Source organism: Parahalioglobus pacificus (assembly GCF_014652275.1).
Taxonomy (GTDB): Bacteria; Pseudomonadota; Gammaproteobacteria; order Pseudomonadales; family Halieaceae; genus Parahalioglobus; species Parahalioglobus pacificus.
On the sequence record NZ_BMYM01000002.1, the window covers coordinates 286,172 to 301,309 of the forward strand.

At 58.3% G+C, this 15,138-nt stretch carries 13 protein-coding genes; 7 read left to right on the plus strand and 6 right to left on the minus strand.

All coding sequences use genetic code 11. The features are described 5' to 3' along the window. Nucleotides 1-17 precede the first annotated feature (17 nt). Together argA and ilvD are read left to right on the plus strand one after the other, a co-directional pair. Nucleotides 18-1,328, plus strand: coding sequence for an amino-acid N-acetyltransferase (gene argA, locus IE089_RS10065; protein WP_189477689.1), 1,311 nt, complete (start codon nucleotides 18-20; stop codon nucleotides 1,326-1,328). Nucleotides 1,329-1,446: 118 nt separating this feature from the next. Next, on the plus strand, nucleotides 1,447-3,291 hold the full coding sequence (gene ilvD / locus IE089_RS10070) for a dihydroxy-acid dehydratase (protein ID WP_189477690.1): 1,845 nt from the start codon (nucleotides 1,447-1,449) through the stop codon (nucleotides 3,289-3,291). Here the strand turns inward: ilvD and IE089_RS10075 are convergent. The 4 genes from IE089_RS10075 to IE089_RS10090 are packed head-to-tail and all read right to left on the minus strand — an operon-like array spanning nucleotide 3,272 to nucleotide 6,692. Beyond that, nucleotides 3,272-4,153, minus strand: a complete 882-nt coding sequence (locus IE089_RS10075; RefSeq protein ID WP_189477691.1) for a DUF6279 family lipoprotein — start codon at nucleotides 4,151-4,153, stop codon at nucleotides 3,272-3,274. The genes ilvD and IE089_RS10075 overlap by 20 nt on opposite strands. A 12-nt stretch (nucleotides 4,154-4,165) precedes the next feature. Continuing rightward, a complete protein-coding gene (locus tag IE089_RS10080) occupies nucleotides 4,166-5,254 on the minus strand; it encodes a GGDEF domain-containing protein (RefSeq protein WP_189477692.1) in 1,089 nt (362 codons plus the stop codon). 36 nt (nucleotides 5,255-5,290) lie between these two features. Then, on the minus strand, nucleotides 5,291-5,731 hold the full coding sequence (locus IE089_RS10085; protein WP_189477693.1) for a VOC family protein: 441 nt from the start codon (nucleotides 5,729-5,731) through the stop codon (nucleotides 5,291-5,293). Between the two features lie 7 nt (nucleotides 5,732-5,738). Next, a complete protein-coding gene (locus IE089_RS10090; protein ID WP_189477694.1) occupies nucleotides 5,739-6,692 on the minus strand; it encodes a pyridoxal-phosphate dependent enzyme in 954 nt (317 codons plus the stop codon). Between the two features lie 134 nt (nucleotides 6,693-6,826). Between IE089_RS10090 and IE089_RS10095 the strand changes: the two genes are divergently transcribed. Further along, nucleotides 6,827-8,173, plus strand: a complete 1,347-nt coding sequence (locus tag IE089_RS10095; RefSeq protein WP_189477695.1) for an alanine/glycine:cation symporter family protein — start codon at nucleotides 6,827-6,829, stop codon at nucleotides 8,171-8,173. A 32-nt stretch (nucleotides 8,174-8,205) separates the two neighbouring features. Here IE089_RS10095 and leuA read toward each other — a convergent pair whose 3' ends face one another. Continuing rightward, on the minus strand, nucleotides 8,206-9,879 hold the full coding sequence (gene leuA, locus IE089_RS10100; RefSeq protein ID WP_189477696.1) for a 2-isopropylmalate synthase: 1,674 nt from the start codon (nucleotides 9,877-9,879) through the stop codon (nucleotides 8,206-8,208). Between the two features lie 274 nt (nucleotides 9,880-10,153). Here leuA and IE089_RS10105 point away from each other — a divergent pair, with 274 nt between their 5' ends. Continuing rightward, nucleotides 10,154-10,630 (plus strand): Lrp/AsnC family transcriptional regulator, encoded by a 477-nt coding sequence (locus tag IE089_RS10105; protein ID WP_189477697.1) that lies wholly within the window; start codon nucleotides 10,154-10,156, stop codon nucleotides 10,628-10,630. 27 nt (nucleotides 10,631-10,657) lie between these two features. On the opposite strand, the gene IE089_RS10110 is transcribed toward IE089_RS10105, so the two are convergent. Continuing rightward, entirely contained in the window at nucleotides 10,658-12,493 is a 1,836-nt protein-coding gene (locus tag IE089_RS10110; RefSeq protein WP_189477698.1) for a carboxylesterase/lipase family protein, read from the minus strand. Nucleotides 12,494-12,618: 125 nt separating this feature from the next. Here IE089_RS10110 and IE089_RS10115 point away from each other — a divergent pair, with 125 nt between their 5' ends. From IE089_RS10115 to IE089_RS10125, 3 genes are all read left to right on the plus strand, one after another. Next, a complete protein-coding gene (locus tag IE089_RS10115; RefSeq protein WP_189477699.1) occupies nucleotides 12,619-13,398 on the plus strand; it encodes an SDR family NAD(P)-dependent oxidoreductase in 780 nt (259 codons plus the stop codon). 76 nt (nucleotides 13,399-13,474) lie between these two features. Next, nucleotides 13,475-14,479: a cysteine synthase A gene (locus IE089_RS10120; RefSeq protein WP_189477700.1), complete on the plus strand. Its 1,005-nt coding sequence runs from the start codon at nucleotides 13,475-13,477 to the stop codon at nucleotides 14,477-14,479. A 22-nt stretch (nucleotides 14,480-14,501) separates the two neighbouring features. Beyond that, nucleotides 14,502-15,119, plus strand: coding sequence for an NADPH-dependent FMN reductase (locus IE089_RS10125; RefSeq protein ID WP_189477701.1), 618 nt, complete (start codon nucleotides 14,502-14,504; stop codon nucleotides 15,117-15,119). Nucleotides 15,120-15,138 lie beyond the last annotated feature (19 nt).

Genomic DNA, 15,138 nt, shown 5'->3' on the forward strand with positions numbered 1-15,138 from the left:
TGCACTGAGAGAGTACCGTGCCCACCGAAGGCCGTCGGCATATTCGCTGGTTCAGGAATACCGCGCCCTACATCAATGCACACCGAGGCAAGACCTTTGTGCTGATGTTGGGGGGAGAGGCTGCGCGCGACGCAAACTTCCCCAATATCATCCACGACATCGCCCTGCTCAACAGCCTAGGGATTCGCCTGGTGATTCTGGTGGGGGCGCGGCCTCAGATAGCGCAGCGGCTGCAAGCCGCTGGATTGACACAGCACATACACAACGGTGTACGCATTACCGATGCAGATAGCATTGTGCATGTGAAGGATGCGGTGGGCGCAATACGTATCCAGGTTGAAGCCATGCTCTCTATGGGCCTGCCCAACTCACCCATGCAGGGCTCACGCATTCAGGTAGCCTCCGGCAACAACATCGCAGCACAACCCATCGGCGTGGTCGACGGCGTTGACCACCAGCTCACGGGGCGCATTCGTCGCGTGGACCGCAAGGCTATTTCAGCACAATTGGATGCGGGTGCCATCGTACTGCTGTCACCTCTGGGCTACTCACCCACAGGTGAGGTATTCAATCTCAGCCTGGACGACATCGCGGTGCACACCGCAGCGGCCATCGAGGCGGACAAGCTCATCCTCTTCGGGGAAGCCGACGGCATCACCGGTGAGAACGGAGAACTGCTGCGCCAATGTTCCGTTGGGGAAGCCCAGGGAATGGCTTTGGCGAATGAGGAACAGGCCGGATTGTTGGCAACAGCAAGCCGAGCCTGTTTGTCGGGTGTCAGTCGCTGCCAGATCATCAGCTACAAGGATGACTGCGCGCTGTTAGAGGAGCTATTCACCCATGATGGCTCCGGCACCCTGATCGCCAGTGATTCTTATGAACAATCTCGCGTGGCTTCCATTGATGACATCGGCGGTATTCTCGAGCTGATCGAGCCGCTAGAACAGTCAGGCGTATTGCTGAAGCGCTCACGGGAACTGTTGGAAGCAGAGATCCGTCAGTTCCGGATATTGGAACGAGACGGACGCATTATTGCCTGCGCCGCACTTTATCCCTTCGATGAGGATAACTGTGGGGAGCTGGCCTGCATCGTCACGGATCCAGAGTATCGAGGGGGTGAGCGGGGCCTGCGATTGCTCAACGAGTTGGAACGCGAGGCACGGCGCCAAGGCCTGGACGCAGTATTTGTGCTCACCACGCAAACCGCCCACTGGTTTATCGAGCAAGGTTTCGAGGAGAGCACGCGCAAGGCGCTGCCCGGTCAGCGTAACGCGCTGTACAACTTGCAGCGCAACTCCAAGGTGCTGTTCAAGAAACTAACGGTTTAGCCGCGCCAGAGGCTCGGAAAAACCGGCTTTTCGCCAGATTAAGCCAACCCCATTTTTTGCTATGCTGCGCTGCCGCAGTCCACAGGTAAGGCTGCGCTCGTCTTTGTAGAGGTTTGTCATGCCAGAATATCGCTCCAGAACCACCACACACGGCCGCAACATGGCTGGCGCCCGCGCACTGTGGCGTGCCACGGGCATGAAAGACGACGACTTCAATAAGCCGATTATTGCGGTGGTGAACTCCTTCACCCAGTTCGTACCCGGACACGTTCACCTCAAGGATCTGGGACAGCTGGTTGCCAGGGAGATCGAGAAATCCGGCGGTGTGGCCAAAGAGTTCAACACCATTGCGGTCGATGACGGTATCGCCATGGGCCATGACGGCATGCTCTACAGTCTGCCCTCGCGCGACATTATCTCCGACTCGGTCGAGTACATGGTGAATGCCCATTGCGCGGACGCCATGGTGTGCATATCCAATTGCGACAAGATCACCCCCGGGATGCTGAACGCCGCCATGCGACTGAACATCCCCGTGGTATTCGTTTCTGGAGGCCCCATGGAAGCGGGCAAAACCAAGCTCTCTGAACACAAGCTGGACCTGGTCGATGCGATGGTCATCGCCGCCGACAGCGATGTGGACGACGAGACGGTCGCAGAATACGAGCGCTCTGCCTGCCCTACCTGCGGCTCCTGCTCCGGCATGTTCACAGCGAACTCAATGAACTGTCTCACCGAGGCGCTGGGACTTAGCCTGCCGGGGAACGGCTCCACCCTGGCCACTCACTCGGATCGCGAGCAACTGTTCCTGCGTGCAGGTCGCCTGGTGGTTGATCTGGCCAAGCGATACTACGAAGGCGATGACGCCTCCGTGCTGCCGCGCAACATTGGTAGCTTTAATGCTTTTGAGAACGCCATGGCACTGGATATTGCGATGGGCGGTTCAACCAATACCATTCTGCATCTGCTGGCAGCGGCCAAAGAAGCGGAGCTGGACTTCACCGTGGCGGATATCGACAGGCTGTCCCGTCGCGTGCCACAGCTGTGTAAAGTGGCGCCCAACACACCCAAATACCACATGGAAGATGTGCACCGCGCCGGCGGAGTGATGGGTATTCTGGGAGAGCTGAACCGTGCGGGTCTGCTGCACGATGACTGCCCCACGGTGCACAGCAAAACCATGGGCGAAGCCCTTGCGAAGTGGGACATTGCGCAAAGCAACGACAAGGACGTACACAGCCTTTACAGCGCGGGTCCCGCCGGCATTCCTACGCAAACCGCGTTTAGCCAGTCGACGCGCTGGCCAACACTGGACATCGATAGGGAGCAGGGCTGTATTCGCAATCTGGAGCATGCCTACTCGCAGGAAGGTGGCCTGGCCGTGCTGTTTGGCAACATTGCCGAGGATGGCTGCGTCGTTAAGACCTCTGGCGTGGACGAAGACATCCACGTTTTTACCGGCAAAGCCTACGTGTGCGAAAGTCAGGAAAGAGCGGTGGAAGATATTCTGGCCGACAAGGTGAAAGCCGGCGACGTGGTGGTTATTCGCTACGAGGGGCCGCGCGGCGGCCCCGGCATGCAGGAGATGCTCTACCCCACCAGCTACCTGAAATCCAAAGGCTTGGGCAAGGTATGTGCCTTACTGACCGACGGGCGCTTCTCAGGCGGCACCTCCGGTCTGTCTATCGGCCACGCATCCCCGGAGGCGGCGGCGGGTGGTGCGATCGCGCTGGTGGAGCACGGCGATACCATCCATATCAATATCCCCGAGCGAAGCATCAATGTAGATGTCAGTGATGAAGAACTGGCTCAGCGACGCGCTGCTATGGAGACCAGTGATAAACCCTGGCAACCCGTCGAGCAACGGCCGCGCAAGGTCAGTCCTGCGCTGAAGGTTTACGCCAAGCTGGCCACCAGTGCAGACAAAGGTGCGGTGAGGGATCTCAGCCAGATTGGCCTTTGAGCGCGTCGCGCTGCGCCTGACCTTGCTGGATCAGGAGCTCTAGATCGCTGCGTAGATCAGCGATCTCCCGGCGCAGCCTTGCGTCTTGCTTCTCTGTACGACTCTCCAAAACAGCCGCTGTAGCGCTGGAAATTACGCGGAAGTTATTGTCGTAAATCGCCTGATACTCCGGTGATACGCTGTCCTCCCGGGCATCAATGGCGCGGCGCACCTCATCCTGCCAACCCGACTGGCGCTTCAGGATACGCTCCAATCGGTCGATCCACAGTGCACGTTCCTCCAACCAGATGGCGTCCGAGCGCTGCAGCGCCGCGACTCTGGCTTCGATGTCGGATTTTTGCTCGCTGCTTAGCCTGCCCATGTAGTCCTGAAGGTTGTCTCGCAGGTTTTCGTAGGCATCTTCGTAGTATTTCGCATCACTGCGCTCAAGGTACTTTTTCTCGTACTTGAGTTGGCGCTCGCGCAGCTCGTCAATAAACTCCGCGAGCTGCTCGTCGCTGAGTTGCTCGCCCAGTGAGATCATCCACTCCAGCCCGCGTACCTCAACGCGCTCGTAGGCAGCCTCTACTGACAGCGACAGGTCTTCAATCATCTGCGCAGTTACCGGCTCATCCAATGCCTGCTCCGTCTCTTCCAACAGGGTGAGGTAGCGCGGCAGTTCCTCTTCCCGGTGCCACGCTAGGAATGGCGCCAGCTGTCGGTCGAGGAAGCGATCTTGCTCCCGATCCAGATCCACATAACGGTCTAGATACCAGGGAATCAGGAAGTCCAATCGGTTATAGAAAAATGTGGTACTGCTGCAGGCACTGATAAACAGTGCCAGAACTGCCACCGTTGTCAGGCGAATCAGTGATGGTTTCATAGTGCTCAATCCTCAACGCCAAATCGGCAGTGCGTCGCCTAAAGGCTCGGGCAGCTGTACCAACGACGCCACTTGCTGAGCGCGATCACGGCCGGCCGCCTTGGCCCTGTACAGTGCGGCATCCGCCTGTCGCAGCCAATCGTCCGCCGATTCGGCAACGCTGGGGTCGCAGACACCCAGACTAATCGTCACTCGACGCTCTGGCAGCATATGCGAAGTCTTTACCCGGTCGCGCAGCTCATTCGCCAGCACTAACGCCCGGCTTACCGTGGTTTCGGGCAACAGAATCGCAAACTCTTCACCGCCATAGCGAAATACGGTGTCTGCACCGCGAATTCGTTCCTGAATCAGTGCCACCAGCGCTTTAAGGACTTCGTCACCCGCTGCATGGCCCAGCTCGTCGTTGACGGCCTTGAAATGATCAACGTCCAGCATAATCAGCGCGCTAATTCGCTTATGCCGCTGCCACAGCGAAAACGCACTGGCGAGCTCCTCCTCGAAATGTCGTCGGTTTTTGGCACCGGTTAAGGCATCGTGAATAACAAGGTTACGGTAGCGGGACGACTGTTGGTTCACTGCACGCATCAGCCACCAGCTGACCAACAGCGTGTGGATCATGCTCACCAACATGATGAGCGCCATGCCGGTTTCAAACTCCAAAAACACCGCAGGAATCACGACCATCAGGCAGGGTGCACCCAGCCACATCCCCGCCCCGGTTCTCAGAATACTCGGCACAGCCACCATCAACGGATACATCCAGAACAGGCTGTATTCCTGCCCAAACATCACCGAGAGAATAACCAGAGGAATAGTGAGTAATAGAACGGTTGGGGGAGACAGAAAACCGCTGCGACGGCGAAGGATCATCCAGAGATTGGCCACGAATACCGCAGAGAGCACCAGAGCCGCAGCCGCAGGCAACCACTCTCCCGTGCTCCAGTGACGGTAAGCCAAAGGCGCAAGAATAACCGCAAGCAGGAACAGAATGTGAAGATTGGCGCGCCTGTCCCGGCGCATTTCTTCCGGCGAGCTTGCAACAGCGCTGACGCCACTGGCGACAAGGTCGCCCGCAATCCGCTCTCCGAGCACGCGCTTCATGCGCTCAAACTCCGAGAAAGTCCGGCGTGGCTAGCATCACGGGTAGTCCAGACCATCAGTCGCAAACGGCATCTCTGGGTTACGGAAACACTTGAATTCAAGGTGATTCCCGGCAGGGTCACTCACAAAGAAAGTGCGCTGTTCCCCTCTCCGCCCAGCAAAGCGCGTGGTGGGCTCAATCACAAAATCAACCTCCGCGCGCCTCAGCCTTGCTACCAGAGCATCGAAATCCGTCCACGCCAACACTGCGCCAAAGTGCGAGGCGGGCACTTCTTCATCATCCACGGGATTGTGGGCCACAGGCGGTAGCAATTCAGGAGCCACCTTATGCACCACCAACTGATGCCCCCAGAAGTTGTAGTCTATCCAGCGGTCTGCTCGTCGGCCCTGCTCACACTCGAGCAGATCACCGTAAAACGCTGCGGCCTTTTCAAGGTCATCGACGGGTAGGGCCAGGTGGAACGGCAGTGGATTCATCGCGCAGTTACCAGGGAAGTTTATTCAAATCGAGATTACCACCTGAGACGACAGCGACCGTTTTGCGGCCCCGGAACTGCTCCGGGTGCTCCAAAATGCCCGCATAGCTCACCGCGCCCGAGGGTTCGATAACCTGCTTCATCCGCGACCATTGCAAGCGCATCGCAGCGACGATCGCCTCATCACTGACAGTCACTACCGTATCAACGAACTGTTGCATCAATGCAAAGTTACGCTCGCCCAGAGACGTCAGCAATCCATCGGCGATGGTGTTTGGGCTAGTCTGCGGAATAATACGCCCCAAACCAAAGGAGCGGAATGCATCATCGGCACCGGCGGGCTCAACAGCAACAACGGTCACCGAGGGCTTGAGGGTTTTTACCGCAAGAGCAACACCACCCAGAAGACCTCCACCACCCACAGGTATCGCCAGAGCTTCTACATCCGGCACCTGCTCCAGTATCTCCATGCCCACCGTGCCCTGCCCGGCAATCACCCGCGCATCGTCATAAGGCGGTACGATGTGCGCACCGGTCTGCGCCACCACCCGGGCAAGCGTTGTCTCCCGCGCCTCCAAGTTTGGCTCGCACTCAATCACCAGGCCCCCATAAGACTGCACGGCATCACGCTTAACCGTCGGCGCATTAGATGGCATCACAATATGCGCAGTAATACCCCGGTTGGAAGCCGCCATGGCCAGCGCCGCTCCGTGGTTGCCGGACGAATGCGTAGCAACCCCTCTGGCAGCCGTTTCGTCATCCAGCCCCAAAACCGCATTACAGGCGCCTCTGGCCTTAAAAGCACCGGCCTTCTGGAGGTGCTCGGATTTGAACATGACCTCAGTGCCCGCCGCGTCTGACAATCGTTGGCTGGACAACACGGGGGTGAAGTGCACCGCATCGGAAATTCGGTTTGCGGCGGCCCTCACGTCATCAATGGTGGGGATTTCTACGGTTGTCATAACTAGAGCGGGCTGCACCTTGGGAGGATTGCGCTGAATTATCATGCCTGTGGCAGCGCGGTGCAAAACCACCGAAACGGCAGATGCCAGAACACCCTGTGCTATGCTGCTGCGCTTTTCAGAGAAGCGCCCTTATGGAGCAGCTGGAACAACTCTCAATCCAATTTGTGAATGCCGTTTGGGGCACACCTTTGGTGGTGCTCCTGTTAGGCGGCGGCTTGTTCTTTGCGATCTATTCCCGTCTGCTACCCTATCGTCATTTCGGTCATGCCGTTGGCATTATGCTGGGCAAACATGACACCCCTGACCAGCCAGGTGAGCTCAGCCACGCCCAGGCGCTGGCCGCAGCACTGTCAGGCACGATGGGCCTGGGAAACATGGCAGGTGTGGCACTTGCGATTGTCGCCGGCGGTCCCGGCGCCGTTTTCTGGATGTGGATGTCGGCACTTGTCGGGATAGCCACAAAATTCTTTACCTGCACCTTGGGCATCATGTACCGCGGCAAAGACAGCTTGGGCCAATTGCAGGGCGGGCCGCAGTACGTCATTCGCGAGGCCCTGCCACGCGCTTTTTATCCGCTGGCGATCGTATTCTCCCTGGCGGGCCTGATCGGCACCCTGCCCATGTTTCAGGCTAACCAACTGACGGCCATGATTCGAGAGAACATCGATATCGGTGGCGATCCGCTGCTGGGTAATTTCATGATAGGCCTAGCAATGGCAACCATTGTGGGCCTGGTCGTTTTCGGGGGTCTGCAGCGCGTCGCCAAAGTGGCTGTGGCGCTGCTGCCACTGATGGTCGCTATCTACTTGGGCATGACCCTCATCATGATCGGTTCGAATCTGGAGAAGGTGCCAGGGATTCTCGCCAGTATCGTGCATAACGCTTTCTCGCCAGACGCCGCTGTCGGTGGGTTTCTGGGCGTGGTGCTAATTGGCGTGAGTCGAGGCGTTTTCTCTAACGAAGCGGGTCTCGGCACTGAAGTCATGGCTCATGGCGCCGCCAAAACCAATGAGCCGGTGCGGGAAGGTCTGGTCGCCATGCTGGGGCCCGTGGCGGACACGCTCATTGTATGCACCTGCACGGCCATTGTGATCCTGTTGGCGGGCACGTGGGAAAACCCCGGCGACCTCTCTGGCGTCGTGCTAACCGCCAATGCCTTTAAGGCGCAGTTGGGTACGCCGGGTCTGATACTGCTGTCCATTGTCGCGCTCATACTCAGCAGCACGACGATGTTCGCGGGCTGGTATTACGGGGCAAAGTGTTTCGGCTTTTTGTTCGGCGCGCAGATTCAACACCACTACAAATGGTACTTCCTGGCAACAATCGTGTTCGGCGCCTGCGTCAGTATCGATGTGGTGTTCAACCTGATCTCCGGGTCTTACGGGATCATGGCCATTCCCACCATGGTCTCAACCTTGTATCTGGCTGCCAGGGTGAAGGCAGCGGCGAATGAGTACTTTCATCGCCACCCCTATTGAGACGGCGCTTCAGTTAGGCACCGCCCGCGCTGTCAGGCCGCTTCGATCGCTTGCGTTGCCGCGGCCTTATTGATGGCGCCCAGAATGCCGTCCAGCGACGCTTGAACAATGTCGTGACTGCGACCAACGCCGCAGTAACGTTCACCCTCGATATTCAACTGGATGTAGCACACCGCTTCCGCATCGGCGCTTTGGCTGAGCGCATGCTCGCTGTATTCCACCAGGACGATTTTGCGCCCCATGAAGCGCTGCATGGCATCCACAAATGAGGCCACCACGCCGGAGCCCTCACCATTCAGCGTATGGCTGGACTGCCCTTCGTTCAAAGAGGCAGTGAGGCGATCTGCGCCGTCGGCGCGACTGACCTGGTAATCGCCCAGGCACCAGCGTCCCTGGTCGTGCAAGTAGGTTTTCTCAAACAGATCATAGATAGCATCGGGTTCAACCTCGGCCTCAGAGGCCTCGGCATAGGCCTGCACCGCACGACTGAAATCAATCTGTAACCACCGCGGCAGCACCAGGCCATGGGTCCGCTCCAGCACGTATGCGATTCCACCTTTACCAGACTGGCTGTTAATACGGATAACTTCTTCGTAGGAGCGGCCAATGTCCGCTGGATCGATGGGCAGGTAGGCAACCTCCCAGGGTGAAGTCTCATCCCGTCGCGCCAGGCACTTCTTGATAGCATCCTGATGGCTGCCAGAGAATGCGGTAAACACCAATTCACCTGCGTAGGGGTGGCGCGGGTGCAACGGCAGTTGGGTACATTCCTTACAGGTTTGGATGATTTCGTCCATATTGGACAGGTCCAGCATGGGGTCGACGCCCTGGCTATAGAGGTTCATCGCCATGGTCACGATATCCATATTGCCAGTGCGCTCGCCGTTACCCATCAGGGTACCCTCGACCCTGTCAGCGCCAGCCAGCACCCCCAGCTCAGCGGCCGCGACAGCGCAGCCGCGGTCATTGTGGGTATGCAGGGAGATCAACAGGCTCTCGCGGCGCTCCACTCGGTCGCAGAACCACTCGATCTGATCGGCGTAGACATTCGGCGTGCTCATTTCCACCGTGGCCGGCAAGTTGATAATGGCCGGCCGCTCTGGTGTGGGCTGCCAAACTGCAGTTACTGCATTGCACACCTCAACCGCGAAATCGAGCTCAGTTCCCGTGAAGCTCTCGGGCGAGTACTCGAACACCCACTCAGTTTCGGGATAGCGCGCTGCACAGTCCTGAACCAGCTTGGCGCCCTTCACGGCGATATCGATAATGCCTTCTCTATCAAGGCCAAACACCTGTTCCCGCTGAACGGTAGATGTGGAGTTGTACACGTGCACAATGGCTCTGCGCACCCCTTTCAAGGCCTCGAAGGTTTTCTCGATGAGGTCAGGCCGTGCCTGGGTCAGTACCTGGATGGTGACATCTTCGGGAATACGATTGTTGTCGATCAGCTCACGCACAAAGTCAAAGTCATGACCCGACGCAGAAGGGAACCCAACCTCAATCTCCTTGAAGCCCAGCTTCACCAGCAAGTCCCACAGGCGGGATTTCTGCCTGCCTGTCATGGGCTCAATCAATGCCTGGTTGCCGTCGCGCAGATCGACACTGCACCAGGTTGGCGCTGTGTCCAGAGTCTTGTCCGGCCACCGCCGGTTGCTCATGGCGATAGGTTTGAATGCGGGGTACTTGCTGTGGTCAAAAGCCGTCATGGTGTCACCTGATTATTTGGCCGGCGACTGGTGGGCATAGTGCGTAACAGCGCTGGCGCTCTTGTGAAGCACCACGGAACTCTCATCAGCGGGGTAATCTGACCAGAGCGACTGCACACACGGCCACACCGGGCCGGGCTACGAAGTATAGTGGCGAAGCCGTAGATAAAAACTGCAAATTCTTCTCATTTCATGCACCATGCAGCGATATATCACTACTAATGCGCTATTATTTAGTGAATGATGTAATGCAACGCAGCAATAGTGATACAAAATGAAGCTGGATAGACTGGATCGGCGCATTCTGGAAGTGATGCAGGACAACGGCCGCATCAGCAATCTCGAGTTAGCCGATAAAGTGGGACTGTCGCCTACACCCTGCTCCCGGCGGGTGCGACAGCTGGAAGCATCGGGGCTGGTACGCGGCCACGTTACCCTCCTCAATCAGGACCAGCTGGGCTTAAAGCTCACAGCCTGGATCAGCATCACCATGGACCGACACACGCCGGACCGGTTTGAGGCCTTTGAAGAAGAAGTGAGGGCCTATCCTGAGGTGCTCGAGTGCGCCGTAGTGACCGGGCAGGCCGCTGACTATCTGATCAAGGCGGTGGTGCCAGATATGGCCTATTACGAGGGATTTTTGCTGGGCAAGCTGACCCGCATCCCGGGGGTCAGCGGCGTGCTATCCAGCTTTGAGTTACGCCGTGTGGTGAATCGCACACGGCTACCGCTGGATCATACGGAGTCTTGAAGTGAGTGCTAACTTTGCCTCAGGGTCCTAATTAGTGCGCTCTGCCAGCGACCACGGCGGGAACTCAGCACACTCCAAGGCCTCGTACTCGCGAGAGTCGAAGAAGTTTTCAACCCCACCATTGTCCAAGAACAGACGGACATACATGGCACAGCGAGCGCTGGCCTGGGCGAGCCTGGCATCCGACTTCAACCGCTGTTTGAGATCGTCCACCATCACCCGGTCAGTGCTCATGCGAAGACCACCACCCGCCTCGGTATCGAGCACCATGAAAGCACCATCATTAGCCTGCCAGGGTTGCCAGGGAGTCAGGCTGTTATCGCTACCGCTACCGGGATCGCCACTGCGCGCAAACTGCCCCCAGTAGCCGCGCATTGCCTGCGTCAGGAAAGCGCGGCCGGGGGCGTTCTCGTCGTTGTAGAGGCCAGCAACTATCTCTCCCATAATCGGCCCCCAAATGAAGTCCAGCTCCACCGCGTGAGCCGCGCCCAGTAGCAGGGGTAAATCCACCAATGCATTCTGGGTGCCTTCGTCCCAATCGAAGCGGTAGCCGTACACGGGCACACGGGCATCTGTTGCCGCGATGGTCTGTGCGACTTCATCCACTGCCAGCGCCTTCCAGGTGTCGCTCATGTAGGCAGACATCCAGTTGTAGCTTTCGGGGTCATCTACCCGTGGGAGGAAGCCCAGCCAATTGCTCACATAATTTGAATCCAGGGCAAGGAATAGCTTGGCCTCATCCAAGTTGGTGCCCGTGATAAGCGGTACCTGATTCCAGCGCTTTGGATCTGCAAAAACCGTCAGCAGCGAATCTTTGGGCAGCACCGCCCCGTCCCGGAAGTGCTGCGGGGCGCGGTACATTCCGCCTGGCACAGCCAAGGGCTCGAGCAGCTGCTCGACGGAGAGCGAGCGCACAAAGGTTAGCCATTCCTGGTCGCTGAAGCTGTCCTGTAAGGCGCGCGCGGACCCAACATCTTCTGCCCTACCGGTGCTTTGCAACCACTTCCCCGTGAGCTCCCTGCTGCTGGAGCCTGAGCCCGGCTCTGGGTCGTCGTGGTAGTTTTCTGCCCGCTGCAATGTATTGGTGCCGGTCAACCCGCTCTGGGCAATGGCACGATGGAACAACCCCTTCGCCAAAGGGCTAGACAGCAGGGCAAATACATTCCTGCCGCCCGCGGATTCACCGAAAATAGTGACGTTTTGGGGGTTGCCGCCAAAGGCCGAGATATTGTCCCGTACCCACTCCAGCGCCAGCACCATATCCAGATTGCTGAAGTTGCCCGAGGCGTCGAGCGGGTTGTCTGCCAAGGCCCTGAAAGCGGGGTGGCTTAACCAGCCCAGCACACCCAGACGGTAGTTAATGGAAACCACCACCACCCTCTGCTCCTCGGCCAGGGCCGTGCCGTCATACGTAGAGCCGGTACCGATGCTGTTGCCACCGCCGTGAATCCAAAACATCACCGGCAAACCCTCTGCGTTTGCAGGGGCATAAACATCCAGCGTGAGACAGTCCTCGTCACCCATCAGGGTGCCCGGCTCAGCGCCGGTAGCGCCAGCAAGTGCACTGGCAAACTGGGGGCACACCGGACCATGCTGAATGGCTGCCAGCGGCTCTGCCCAGGCTTCGGCCGGCACGGGGGCTCGCCAGCGCCGCTCTCCCACTGGGGGCGCCGCATAGGGAATGCCCACCCAGGCAAAGGTTTTCGACGTCGACTGATAGCCCACCACATCGCCGTACTGCGTGGTACGACGCGTCTCGGGATCGGCCACAGCGGTGCGCTCAGGTGGCTCGGAATCCACCAGGTTCAGCGCAATGCCCGCCACAACCAGCAACACACCCAGTACCAATAGTCCTTTCTTCACAGCCCAGCTCCCGGTGAAAAACTGCAACTTTAACTGGCCGGATCGAGACTTGCGAGAGTGCCCACTGCCCAAGAGCATGGAAGGCTAGGAATCTCATGCATACAGACAGCTATAAGGAATAAGTGATGCAGGACGTGCAAAACCAGGTCGCCATTGTCACCGGCGGGGGCAGCGGAATGGGACAGATCATAGCGAAGCGGTTAGCAGACCGCGGAGCCAAGGTCGCCATTTTCGACGTTAATGAAGACGGCATGGCCACTACAGCCACCCACAGCGCAACAATCAAGGCCTACCGCTGCGACATCAGTCAGTCCGAGGGCGTCAATGCGGCCGTCGCTCAGGTTATCGCTGATCTGGGGCCTGTCGACCTGCTGGTACATGCTGCGGCGCTGATGCCCAGCCACAAGCTCGTGGATGAGACCCATGAGGGCATGGAACGCCTGTTCCAGATCAACTACTTCGGAACGGTTTATATGGTCAGGGCGGTTCTGGACGGCATGATGGAGCGCAACAGCGGGCGCATCATTGCCTTCGGCTCCATCGCCGGCGAGGTACCTGTCCCTCACATGGGCGCCTACTGCGCGACTAAAGCTGCGGTAAACACCTACATGGAAGTGCTGGAAAACGAGCTGCGAAACACCAACATTCATACGCACCTGGTGTGCCCGCCTGCGGTCAACACACCTCTGATTGACCAGACCTTGGCCACGGATAGCCCGGGCAGCATCATCGAATCCAAGGAGGCTGGCAGGCTGGCTGATCCCGAGAAGATCATCGATGCCATCGAAAAGGGTGTCGCCAAGAACAAGGGAACCATTTACCCCGGTGAGGCCTGGTTCCTGATGCTCTGGCACACCCTGTTTCCAAAGCTGTGGTGGAAAGTGGTGCTCAAGTTCGAGGACTGATACGCACCGGGGGGGAGGCCCTGACCGGCCTCCCCGCCTATGGCATACTGCGCTGCCAGCTCTTGGAGGAAGGCACTTGCAGTACGCCAGTGATGTCACCGCCCTGATCGGCAACACCCCCCTGCTTCACCTGCGCGAGGTCTCCGAGCGCACCGGCTGTACCATTCTGGGTAAAGCTGAATTTCTCAACCCCGGCGGTTCAGTGAAAGACCGCACCGCACTGGGCATCCTGCGGGACGCCGAAGCCCGTGGCATGCTGGAACCGGCTGGTCGCATCGTCGAAGGCACGGCAGGCAATACCGGCATCGGGCTCACGCTGCTCGCCAATGCGCTGGGCTACAAGTGTTCTGTTGTTATGCCCCTTACCCAGAGCAAGGAAAAGATCGACTCGCTGGAGCTTCTGGGCGCCGACCTTCACCTCGTACCTGCAACCTCCTACAAAGACCCCAACCATTACATCCATAGGGCCCAGCGCCTGGCGGAACAGTATGCCGAGAAAGAAGGCTGCGCCGTATGGGCCAGGCAGTTCGACAATCTCGCCAACATGGCCATACACCGGGACACCACCGGCGAAGAGATTTGGCGACAAACCGATGGCAAGGTGGACGGGTTCGTCTGCGCCGTGGGTACTGGGGGCACGCTGGCCGGTGTATCAGCAGCGCTAAAGGCCCATAATCCGGCGACCGTTATCGGCCTTGCTGACCCAGACGGGGCTTCGCTCTACGACTGGTTCACCGAGGGAGAGCTGAAACCGGGTGAGGGAAGTTCGATTCTCGAGGGAATAGGCGTTAATCACATCACCGACAATGTTGCAGAAGCAAAGGTCGATGTTGCCTTCCAGATCAGCGACCGTGAGGCCCTACCCTACGTATTCGACCTGCTTGAGCAGGAAGGTCTTTGCCTGGGAGGCTCTGCAGGCGTCAACATCGCCGGCGCCGTTCGCCTGGCCGAACACCTCGGGCCTGGTCATACCATCGTGACCATCCTGTGTGACTACGGGAACCGATACCAGAGCAAGCTGTTCAATCCCGTTTTTCTGGAAAACCGTGACCTGCCAGTGCCAAAGTGGCTCACCATTTGATCGCGATACAGCGAGGAACCCCGTGAAGATAGGCATTATCAGCGGCAGCCACCGCCAGAATTCTGAAAGTGAAAAGATTGCGCGTCACGTTGAGCAGGCTTTGCTGGCCCAGGCTTACTGTGACGAAACCTGGTTCTATAGCCTGGCGGGCAATCCTCTACCTTTGTGGGAAGAAGGCATCTGGTCGGACGACCCAGACTGGTCGCAGCGACTTGCACCCCTGAGCGAGGCCCTGCACGGCTGTGATGCGTTCGTCATCGTAAGCCCTGAGTGGCACGGCATGGCACCCGCCGGACTGAAAAACTTTTTGCTGATGTGGGCATCAGGTGGTGAGCTAGCTCACAAACCCGCGTTGATCGTCACAGTCTCGGTGGCCGATGGTGGTTCTTATCCTGTGGCCGAACTGCGTATGAGCAGCTATAAGAACAACCGAATCTGCTACCTGCCCGAGCATTTAATCATTCGCTATGTAGACACGGTGTTCAATGCAGATCCTGCGAAGAACAACGCGCAGGCCCAGGCCTACTTTGAAAAACGACTGGCTTACTGCCTCGAGCTGCTCGGTGAATACGGTAAAGCCTTTACGCAAATACGCGCCAGCGGCAAGGCCGCCTTGGACGAGTACACCAGTGGTATGTGACTGGTCGCCATACATGGCT

Coding starts and splice junctions, on each gene's coding strand:
- ilvD (WP_189477690.1), top strand. CDS start 1,447: ATGCCAGAATATCGCTCCAGAACCACCACACACGGCCGCAACATGGCT.
- IE089_RS10075 (WP_189477691.1), bottom strand. CDS start 4,153: ATGAAACCATCACTGATTCGCCTGACAACGGTGGCAGTTCTGGCACTG.
- IE089_RS10080 (WP_189477692.1), bottom strand. CDS start 5,254: ATGAAGCGCGTGCTCGGAGAGCGGATTGCGGGCGACCTTGTCGCCAGT.
- IE089_RS10085 (WP_189477693.1), bottom strand. CDS start 5,731: ATGAATCCACTGCCGTTCCACCTGGCCCTACCCGTCGATGACCTTGAA.
- IE089_RS10090 (WP_189477694.1), bottom strand. CDS start 6,692: ATGACAACCGTAGAAATCCCCACCATTGATGACGTGAGGGCCGCCGCA.
- IE089_RS10095 (WP_189477695.1), top strand. CDS start 6,827: ATGGAGCAGCTGGAACAACTCTCAATCCAATTTGTGAATGCCGTTTGG.
- leuA (WP_189477696.1), bottom strand. CDS start 9,879: ATGACGGCTTTTGACCACAGCAAGTACCCCGCATTCAAACCTATCGCC.
- IE089_RS10105 (WP_189477697.1), top strand. CDS start 10,154: ATGAAGCTGGATAGACTGGATCGGCGCATTCTGGAAGTGATGCAGGAC.
- IE089_RS10115 (WP_189477699.1), top strand. CDS start 12,619: ATGCAGGACGTGCAAAACCAGGTCGCCATTGTCACCGGCGGGGGCAGC.